10 protein-coding genes are annotated in these 8,817 nt (G+C 69.4%); all 10 read right to left on the bottom strand.

Annotation, left to right across the window (positions count from 1 at the left end; all coding sequences use genetic code 11):
• Positions 1-146: SURF1 family cytochrome oxidase biogenesis protein (locus tag GVN67_RS26490; RefSeq protein WP_304621474.1), on the bottom strand; the 146-nt coding region annotated here is incomplete at its 3' end.
• Positions 147-200: 54 nt separating this feature from the next.
• Positions 201-1,052: a cytochrome c oxidase subunit 3 gene (locus GVN67_RS26485; RefSeq protein ID WP_160000322.1), complete on the bottom strand. Its 852-nt coding sequence runs from the start codon at positions 1,050-1,052 to the stop codon at positions 201-203.
• Between the two features lie 105 nt (positions 1,053-1,157).
• Positions 1,158-1,826, bottom strand: coding sequence for a cytochrome c oxidase assembly protein (locus GVN67_RS26480; protein WP_160000321.1), 669 nt, complete (start codon positions 1,824-1,826; stop codon positions 1,158-1,160).
• Between the two features lie 30 nt (positions 1,827-1,856).
• Positions 1,857-2,042: a hypothetical protein gene (locus tag GVN67_RS26475; RefSeq protein ID WP_160000320.1), complete on the bottom strand. Its 186-nt coding sequence runs from the start codon at positions 2,040-2,042 to the stop codon at positions 1,857-1,859.
• A complete protein-coding gene (locus GVN67_RS26470; protein WP_200845404.1) occupies positions 2,039-2,971 on the bottom strand; it encodes a heme o synthase in 933 nt (310 codons plus the stop codon). The genes GVN67_RS26475 and GVN67_RS26470 overlap by 4 nt, the downstream gene beginning before the upstream one ends.
• Positions 2,972-3,036: 65 nt before the next feature.
• The gene (gene ctaD, locus GVN67_RS26465; RefSeq protein ID WP_160000318.1) at positions 3,037-4,638 is read right to left on the bottom strand and encodes a cytochrome c oxidase subunit I; all 1,602 of its coding nucleotides are present in this window, start codon (positions 4,636-4,638) and stop codon (positions 3,037-3,039) included.
• A 45-nt stretch (positions 4,639-4,683) separates the two neighbouring features.
• The gene (coxB, locus tag GVN67_RS26460; RefSeq protein ID WP_235035522.1) at positions 4,684-5,499 is read right to left on the bottom strand and encodes a cytochrome c oxidase subunit II; all 816 of its coding nucleotides are present in this window, start codon (positions 5,497-5,499) and stop codon (positions 4,684-4,686) included.
• Between the two features lie 541 nt (positions 5,500-6,040).
• A complete protein-coding gene (locus GVN67_RS26455; RefSeq protein ID WP_160000316.1) occupies positions 6,041-6,763 on the bottom strand; it encodes a class I SAM-dependent methyltransferase in 723 nt (240 codons plus the stop codon).
• A gap of 131 nt (positions 6,764-6,894) precedes the next feature.
• On the bottom strand, positions 6,895-7,779 hold the full coding sequence (locus GVN67_RS26450; RefSeq protein WP_160000315.1) for a DMT family transporter: 885 nt from the start codon (positions 7,777-7,779) through the stop codon (positions 6,895-6,897).
• Between the two features lie 84 nt (positions 7,780-7,863).
• Complete coding sequence (locus tag GVN67_RS26445; protein ID WP_160000314.1) at positions 7,864-8,601, bottom strand: SIMPL domain-containing protein; 738 nt, start codon at positions 8,599-8,601, stop codon at positions 7,864-7,866.
• Positions 8,602-8,817 lie beyond the last annotated feature (216 nt).

Here is an 8,817-nt window from a genome sequence, read left to right as displayed (position 1 = left end):
GGGCCAGCCTCGGCGGCGGCGAGCTCGGCCAGCAGCGCGGTCTTCCACTGCAGCCGCTGCCATTGCCAGGTGCCGAGGCCCAGCAGGACCAGAAGGACCGGCAGCCCCGCCAGGAGCGGCAGCCGGAGGCGGCGCCAGGCTGTCATGCAGGCGTCAGCCGGCCCCGGGACCGGCAAGGGTCCCGGGGCGCAGGGTCGAGGTCAGTGCTGCACGGGCACGCCGGCGCCCAGCACGTAGACGCAGACGAAGAGGAACAGCCAGACGACGTCGACGAAGTGCCAGTACCAGGCGGCCGCCTCGAAGCCGAAATGGCGCTGCGGCGTGAAGTGGCCGGCCCGCGCGCGGAAGAAGCACACCGCCAGGAAGATGGTGCCGACGATCACGTGGAAGCCGTGGAAGCCGGTGGCCAGGAAGAAGACCGAGGGGTAGATGCCGCCGCCATGGAAGGCGAAGGGCGCCTCGGCATATTCCACCGCCTGGAAGAAGGTGAAGAACATGCCCAGGACCACGGTCAGGCCCAGCCCCTGCAGCATGCCCTTGCGGTCGCCCTCGATCAGGGCGTGGTGCGCCCAGGTCACGGTGCAGCCCGACAGCAGCAGGATCAGCGTGTTCAGCAGCGGCAGGTGGAAGGGGTCGAAGGTGTGGATGCCGGCCGGCGGCCAGATCGCCTTCGCCGCGCCCGAGACATGCTCCGGATACAGCGCGAAGTGGAAATAGGCCCAGAAGAAGGCGACGAAGAACATCACCTCGGAGGCGATGAACAGCAGCATGCCGTAGCGCATGCCCAGCCGCACGACGGAGGTGTGGATGCCCGGCGTCCGCGCCTCGCGCACCACGTCGCGGAACCAGTAGTACATCGAGACCAGCACGCCGATCAGGCCGACGCCGAAGACCCAATGGATGTTCTTCTGGGCGAAGAGGATGATGCCGAACAGCATCAGCCCGGCCGACAGCGACGCGGTCAGCGGCCAGGGGCTGGGATCGACCAGGTGGTACGGGTGCTTGTTGGCGGGCGGGTGATCCGCCTCGGCCGTCGGGGTGCTGCTGGCCATGGGGCTTCCTGGACTCGACTGCAGGGGAACTGTCTTACTTGGCTTGGCGGGGCAGTCCGCCATCGCCTGGCATCAATCCCCAAAAACGCTTGGGGATCAAGCCTGTCACGGAACGGATCGGGGGCTGGAACCCGGTGTTCCGCCGGCGGGGGTGGCGTCGCTGGCGCGGCCGACATGCGGCCCGGCCTTGGCCAGGGCGCCGGCGCGCTCGGCATCGGCCAGCGTGCGGAAGAAGGTGTAGTTCAAGGTGATCGTGCGGATATCGCGGGTTTCCGGATTCTCGGCGATCTTCGGATCGACCCAGAAGGAGATCGGCATCTCCGCCTGCTGGCCGGCGGCCAGCGTCTGCTCGTCGAAGCAGAAGCAATGCACCTTGTGGAAGAAGGGCCCGGCGATCTCGGGCGTGACATTGTAGGTTGAGATGCCGGTGGACGGCCCGCTCGACTGGCTGGCGGCGGTGTAGAAGGCCAGCGCCTCCTCCCCCGGCCGCACCTGCATGCTGGGCTGGCCCGGCTGGAAGCGCCAGGGCAGGCCCGGATTGGTGTTGGCGCTGAAGCGGACGGTGATCATCCGCGCATCGGCCGCCGCCCCCGGCGCGCCAGGACCACCGATCATCGGCGTGCCGCCATAGCCTGTGACGGCGCAGAACAGGGTGTAGAGCGGCACCGCGGCGAAGGAGAGGCCGAGCATGCCCCCCACCACCACGGCGGCGCCCAGCGCCACGCGGCGGTTGCGACGGGCCAGGCCCGGATCCTGCGGCCGGCTTTGCGGCATTGGCGGTCTTCTCCCCTTCCCGGCCGCGGCTCAGCCGCTGACCGACATGCGGGCCATGGCGACGAAGTAGAACAGGCCGACGAGGGCCAGCAGCGCCAGCATCACCGCCCAGTTCCGCCCGCGCCGCCGCCGGGCGAAGGCCTTCTTCTCGTCATCCGTCATGCCGGCGGGGGTGCCTGGCAGCGCGTTGGGGACGGGCTTGGGGCTGGCGGTCATCCAAAGATCATCCGGTCGGCGGCCAGCGCCGCGAAGAGCATGAACAGGTAGATGATGGAGAACTTGAAGGCATAGCGGGCCGGGGCGTCGTTGCTGAGGCTGACCCCCTGCGCGTCCTGCACGTCCTGCTTCACCCGCCACATCGCCTCGAGGAAGAAGCCGCCCAGCACCAGCGCCGCGGCGCCATAGGCAAGGCCCGCCATGCCGATCAGCGTCGGCAGCAGGCCGAGCGGCGCCATCAGCAGCGAATACAGCCAGATCTGCCGCCGCGTCTCGCGCGCGCCGGCCACCACCGGCAGCATCGGCACGCCGGCGCGCTGGTAGTCGCCGCTGGCATAGAGCGCCAGCGACCAGAAATGCGGCGGCGTCCAGACGAAGATCAGGGCGAACATCACCAGCGCCTCGATGCCGAGGTTGCCGGTCACCGCGGCCCAGCCGATGGCCGGCGGGAAGGCGCCGGCGGCGCCGCCGATGACGATGTTCTGCGGCGTCCGCCGCTTCAGCCACATGGTGTAGACGAAGACATAGAAGCCGATCGACCCGGCCAGCGCGGCGCCGGCCACCCAGTTGGTCGCCAGCCCCATGACCACCACCGAGGCGATCGCCAGGAAGATGCCGAAGGTCAGCGCGGCCTCGGCGCGGATGCGGCCCGCCGGGATCGGCCGGCCGGCGGTGCGCCGCATCACCGCGTCGATGTCGCGGTCGTACCACATGTTGATGGCGCCCGAGGCGCCGGCGGCGACCGCGATGCAGAGGATGGCGGTCACCGCCAGCACCGGGTGCAGATGCCCCGGCGCCACCAGCAGCCCGACCAGGCCGGTGAAGACCACCAGCGACATGACCCGCGGCTTGAGCAGCGCGATCCAGTCGCGCACCTCGCTCAGGTCAAGCTCGCCCGATGTGCCGAGGGGGGCCGAAGCCCCCCCCATCTGGATATCGGTCTTGATCGCGCTCTGGCTCATCAGACGGCAAACCCTAGTTCACGGAAGCCCGCTCAGCGGATGCGGGGCAGTTCGTCGAAGGTGTGGAAGGGCGGCGGGGAAGAAACCTGCCATTCCAGCGTGGTGGCACCCTCGCCCCAGGGATTGCCCGCGGCCTTCTCGGAGCCCATCAGGGTGCGGAAGCAGACATAGATGAACACCAGGAAGGATGCCACTGAGACATAAGCGCCCAGGCTGGCGACCAGGTTCCAGCCGGCAAAGGCGTCAGGATAGTCCGGGTAGCGGCGCGGCATGCCCTGGGCGCCCAGGAAATGCATCGGGAAGAAGGTCAGGTTGACGCCGATGAAGGTCATCCAGAAATGGATCTGGCCCCAGCGCTCCGGGTACTGCTTCCCGCTCATCTTGCCGATCCAGTAGTAGAAGCCGGCATAGATCGAGAAGACGGCGCCGAGCGACAGCACGTAGTGGAAGTGCGCGACGACGTAGTAGGTGTTGTGCAGCACCACGTCGATGCTGGCATTGGCCAGCTTCACGCCGGTGACGCCGCCCATGGTGAACAGGAAGATGAAGCCGAGGGCGAAGAGCATCGGCGTCTTGAAGGTGATCGAGCCGCCCCAGATCGTGGCGATCCAGGAGAAGATCTTGATGCCCGTCGGCACGGCGATGATCATCGTCGCGGCCATGAAATAGGCCCGCGTGTCCACCGAGATGCCGGAGGTGAACATGTGGTGCGCCCAGACCACGAAGCCGACCACGCCGATCGCGACCATGGCATAGGCCATGCCGAGATAGCCGAAGATCGGCTTGCGGCTGAAGGTCGACAGCACGTGGCTGATGATGCCGAAGCCGGGCAGGATCATGATGTAGACTTCGGGGTGGCCGAAGAACCAGAACAGGTGCTGGAACAGCACCGGGTCGCCGCCGCCGGCCGGGTCGAAGAAGGCGGTGCCGAAGTTGCGGTCGGTGATCAGCATGGTGATCGCGCCGCCCAGCACCGGCACCGAGAGCAGCAGCAGGAAGGCGGTGACCAGCATCCCCCAGACGAACAGCGGCATCTTGTGCAGCGTCATGCCAGGGGCGCGCATGTTGAAGATGGTGGTGATGAAGTTGGCGGCGCCCAGGATCGAGCTGGCGCCGGCCAGATGCAGGCTGAACAGCGCCATGTCGAGGCCCATGCCCGACTGGTAGGTGCTGTTGGACAGCGGCGGGTACAGCGTCCAGCCGGTGCCGGCGCCGCCGACGAACAGGCTGCCGACCGCCAGCATCAGCGCCGGCACCAGCAGCCAGAAGCTGATGTTGTTCAGGCGCGGGAAGGCCATGTCGGGGGCGCCGATCATGATCGGCACGAAATAATTGCCGAAGCCGCCGATCAGCGCCGGCATGATCACGTAGAAGACCATGACCACGCCATGCGCCGTCACCGCCACGTTCCAGGCCTGGCCATCGGCGAAGATCTGCATCCCCGGCGACTGCAGCTCGATGCGCATCAGCAGCGACAGGCCCACGCCGACGAAGGCCGCCAGCAGCGCGAAGATGATGTAGAGGATGCCGATGTCTTTGTGGTTGGTGCTGAAGAACCAGCGCGCCACGAAGCCCGGGGTGTGATCGTGATGGCCGTGGCCATGATCGTCATGCGTGTTTGACGCGGTCGCCATTTTTGTCCGTCCGTCCCGCTTCTCGTACCGTCGTGTGGGGCCGCGTCAGCGGCGGAGCTGCGCCAGCTGCGTGCCGGCCTCGGGGTCCTGGGGAGCGACCGGGCTGGCGGCAACCTGGGCGGGGCTGCCATCGGCGCGGGCGAAACGCTGCCTGGCGCTGGCCACCCAGGCCTCGAACTCGGCCTGCGGCACGGCCTTCACCACGATCGGCATGAACCAGTGGTTGGTGCCGCAGATCTGGTTGCACTGGCCATAGAAGGTGCCGACCCGGTCGGCGCGCAGCCAGGTCTCCATGGTGCGGCCGGGGATCGTGTATTTCTGCACGCCGAGGCTCGGCACGAAGAAGCTGTGGATCACGTCCTGGCCGGTGGTGATGATGCGGATGTCCTTGCCCACCGGGATCATCATCGGCTCGTCGACCGAGAGATTGCGCAGGTGGCCGAGCTCCGGCTTCAGGTCGGCTTCCTGGATCGGGTAGCTGTCGAAGGCGAAGTTGCCCTGGTCCGGGTAGCCGTAATGCCAGTACCACTGCCGCCCCGTGACGTTCACGGTCAGCTCGGCGTCACGCGCCCGGTCCTGGTAGTAGATCAGCCGGAAGGACGGCACCGCGATGCCGATCAGGATCAGCACCGGCACGACGGTCCAGGCGACCTCGAGCAGGGTGTGGTGGCTGGTGCGGCTGGGCACCGGATTGGCCGAGGCCCGGAAGCGCCAGATCGCATAGGCCATCAGCAGGCCGACGACGATCGTGGTGATCACGATGATCCAGAGCACGATCTGGTTGAAGTCGTGGATGCTTTCCTTGATCGGGCCGGCCGCCTCCTGCAGCGTCATCGCCCAGTTATGCGGCTGGCCGATCATCGGCGCCTCCGCAGCCGGCGCCGCGGCTGGCGCCTGAGCCAGGGCCGCCGCCCCGTTCAGCAAGGAGGTCGCCGCCACCCCAAGGGTGGCCGCCAAGCCCACGAAGCGCGAAACGATTGACCGCCGCATTCCCAATCCCGTCCGCCCGTTCTTCCTGGCGCCCAACAGGGGCGCAGGCGCGCATTTCTGCGCCGTCCCAGCCAGACCGCACCGCACGGCCCAGCGACCCTCCCCCGCTGGGGAGCGGAGGAGAAGCGTTTGGGCGACCATAATCGCGGCTTGCCGCCCCGCACAAGGGATGCCGGGGCAAGGATCTGTCCGCCCGCGAAGGGATAAGCCGCTGAGAGGGCGCTTTTCCCTGCCCCTGCTGGGCTGGCGGCGGCCTCGCGGCGGCGGGGCGCCGGAACAATCGGCGCAACAATCTCCTGGCCGGATCTTTCGATTCGCGCAGCGAAGCGGCGGCGCGCCCCGGAACGGCCACGAAAAAGGGGGCGCCCCGCAGGACGCCCCCTCGTCGATTCCCAGGCCAGGAAAAAAGAATTCAGGCGGCGGCGGCGACGGCCAGCGCGCCGGGGGCGGTGTTGCGCAGATGCACCAGGGTGAACAGCCCGGCCGGCGGGCAGGGCTGGATCGCCTCGACCTGCACCGCCTCGCGGTCGAACAGGTCGCTGAAGGCGAAGTCCGGGTGCCAGCCCAGGATGCGCGACAGCGGCGCCATGGTGCGCTCGACCCACCAGCGCGGCCCGGCCTCGGCGGCGAAATGGTTGACGAACAGCAGGTGGCCGCCGGGGCGGACCACGCGCTGCATCTCGGCCATCAGCTTCTTGGCGTCGGGCACCACGGAGGCGGTGAACATCGCCACGGCGATGTCGAAGGCGCCGTCGCGGAAGGCCATCTGCTCGGCATCCATCTCGAGAAGGCCCTCGACATGGCCGAGCCGCTCCTCGCGGACCCGCTCCTCCGCCTTCAGCAGCATCTCGCGCGACAGGTCGATGCCGACCACGCGCTTGTCACCGCGATAGCGCGGCAGGGCCAGGCCCGTGCCCACCCCCACCTCGAGCACACGGGTGCCCGGCAGGCGGTTGACCGCCGCGACCGCGCGCCGCCGCCCGGAGGAGGAGACCCCGCCGAAGACGGCGTCATAGACGCCAGCCCAGCGCCGATAGGCGTCCCGCACCGAATTGGCATCGAGCGCCGCGCGCGGGTGATCCCGCAGCGCCTGTTCCGCCGGCGGCTGCCGCGGTGTTCCGAATGTCGTGGCCATTCCCTGTCCTCGCGCCCGCATTCCGCTACCCGCTTGCCGCTTCCGGCGCAAGCCGCCGCGTAAAAGCGCGGCCCAGGGTTACAGGGCAGCAACGCTGCGGCTCGCTGACGGTTGATCGATCCGACGAAAAATCAGCGCCTTGGACGGGGGGATGCGCCCCGGGCCGGCATCACCACCAGCACGCCGCCCACCGCGATGATCGCGGCGCCCAGCAGGGTGAAGCCGTCCGGCCAGTCGTTGAAGACCAGCATCGAGGCCAGCACCGCCCAGACCAGCTGGGTATAGGTCATCGGCGCCAGCAGGCTGGCTGGCGCGCGGGCGAAGGCCATCACCAGCAGCGCATGCCCGACCCCGCCCAGCGCGCCGAGCAGCCCGAGCCCGGCCCAGCCCCAGCCGGTGGCCGGCCAGGTCCAGACGAAGGGCTGCGCCAGCGAGGTGGCGAAGGCCGCCGCGATGCCGGTGTGCAGGATGGTGGTGCGCGGGTCGTCGATGCTGGCCAGCCGCCGCGTCATGATCTGGTAGACCGCATAGATGGCGGCGGTGCCCAGCGGCAGCACGATGGCCCAGTGCGGCACCGGCCCGCCGGTCAGGAAGGGCGGCCGCAGCGCGACGACGACGCCGACCATGCCGATGCCGATGCCCAGCCAGCGGCGCCAGCCGACGCTCTCGCCCAGCCAGGCCGCCGCCAGCGCCACGGTGAACAGGGGCGAGGCGAAGTTCACCGCCGTCGCATCCGCCAGCGGCACATGCACCAGCGCGTGGGAAAACAGGTAGTTGGCCCCAGCCAGGCACAGGCTGCGCAGGATCTGCTGGCCCAGCGCCTTCGACCGCCAGGGCAGCGGCCCGCTGATGATCCGCAGCAGCACGGCGACGAAGGTCACATGCACCACGAAGCGGCAGAACATCAGCTGCGCCACGGCGAATTCCGCCGTCATCGCCTTGATGGTGGTGTCCATCGCCACGAAGAGCGCGATGGCGAGGAGCTGCAGGCCGATGCCGGCAAGGGTGGCTGACATGGGCTCCGGTTCGCGCTGTCGCGGCGATCATGCCACCAGCGCGACGATCCGGGCAGCCGGCAGCGCCGCTATTTCGTCATCACATCATGGGCTGAGCAGGATCTCCGCCGAGGCCGTGGCCTGCACGATCACATCCTCGGGAGCCGAGACCGGCGCCGGCGCGCCGTCGCGCCGGGCGGCCGCCATCGCCATCATCCGCGGCTGCGGCCGCTCGGCCTCGCCCAGCTGCAGGCGGCGGATGGCGGCGACCTTCATTCCCAGCTGGCCGGCCACGGCCTCGGCCCGGGCGCGCAGCGCCGCGATGGCCATCCGCTCGGCCTCCTGCCGCGCCGCCTGCTCCTGCGGCCGCGACAGCGACCAGCCGAGCTCGCCCAGCGCCAGGCGCTGCTCCTGCAGGCTGCCGGCCAGCTCCAGCAGCGGCGCGGCCTCGGCGCCGCGCAGCCGCAGGCTCTGGGTCGCGACCCATTGCCGGCTCTCCTCGTTCCGGCTGGTCCAATAGGCGCCGGTGGTGGCGGTGACGCCGGTCACCGCCTTCGCCGTGGCCAGGGCCTTCTGCATGGCGGCGTTCAGCGCCGCCTGGGCGCCGGCGGCGGTGCCGGCCCGGGCCTCGGCGCGCAGCTCGGCATGCACCTCGTCGGGGGCGCGGCGGACCTCGGCGGTCTCGCTCAGCGCCAGCACGGTGTGGCGCGGGCGGTGGTCGGGGCTGGCGGCGGCCTCGGGCGGGGTCGCCGGCGTCGCTGTGGGCGCCTGGGCGAGGGCTGGCGCGGCCAGCAGGGCGGGCGCCATCAGCAGCGGCAGCAGGGTCTGGGAAAGGCGGCGCATGATGCGGTTCCTGGCTTTTCCGACGCATATCGGGGCCGCGAGCGGCGGGGGGAACCCCTGCCCCCGTCACGCTTTGGCCAGAAAACCGGAGGCCCCCTTCTGTTTCGCGGCAGGCAGACCCAATTTGCGCAGGAATCCGCAAGAGCTTTCGGGCCAATAGCGGGTATCGGAGGATGCAATGTCCCTGCTTTGTCCCCTGCCCCTGTCTCTTATACA

It is taken from the genome of Roseomonas sp. 18066, from assembly GCF_902706185.1.
Classification (GTDB): domain Bacteria; phylum Pseudomonadota; class Alphaproteobacteria; order Acetobacterales; family Acetobacteraceae; genus Pseudoroseomonas.
This window is presented reverse-complemented; position numbering and strand designations above follow the sequence as displayed.

Coding starts and splice junctions, on each gene's coding strand:
- coxB (WP_235035522.1), bottom strand. CDS start 5,499: ATGATCGGCCAGCCGCATAACTGGGCGATGACGCTGCAGGAGGCGGCC.
- GVN67_RS26470 (WP_200845404.1), bottom strand. CDS start 2,971: ATGGGGGGGGCTTCGGCCCCCCTCGGCACATCGGGCGAGCTTGACCTG.
- ctaD (WP_160000318.1), bottom strand. CDS start 4,638: ATGGCGACCGCGTCAAACACGCATGACGATCATGGCCACGGCCATCAC.
- GVN67_RS26480 (WP_160000321.1), bottom strand. CDS start 1,826: ATGCCGCAAAGCCGGCCGCAGGATCCGGGCCTGGCCCGTCGCAACCGC.
- GVN67_RS26485 (WP_160000322.1), bottom strand. CDS start 1,052: ATGGCCAGCAGCACCCCGACGGCCGAGGCGGATCACCCGCCCGCCAAC.
- GVN67_RS26450 (WP_160000315.1), bottom strand. CDS start 7,779: ATGTCAGCCACCCTTGCCGGCATCGGCCTGCAGCTCCTCGCCATCGCG.
- GVN67_RS26455 (WP_160000316.1), bottom strand. CDS start 6,763: ATGGCCACGACATTCGGAACACCGCGGCAGCCGCCGGCGGAACAGGCG.
- GVN67_RS26475 (WP_160000320.1), bottom strand. CDS start 2,042: ATGACCGCCAGCCCCAAGCCCGTCCCCAACGCGCTGCCAGGCACCCCC.
- GVN67_RS26445 (WP_160000314.1), bottom strand. CDS start 8,601: ATGCGCCGCCTTTCCCAGACCCTGCTGCCGCTGCTGATGGCGCCCGCC.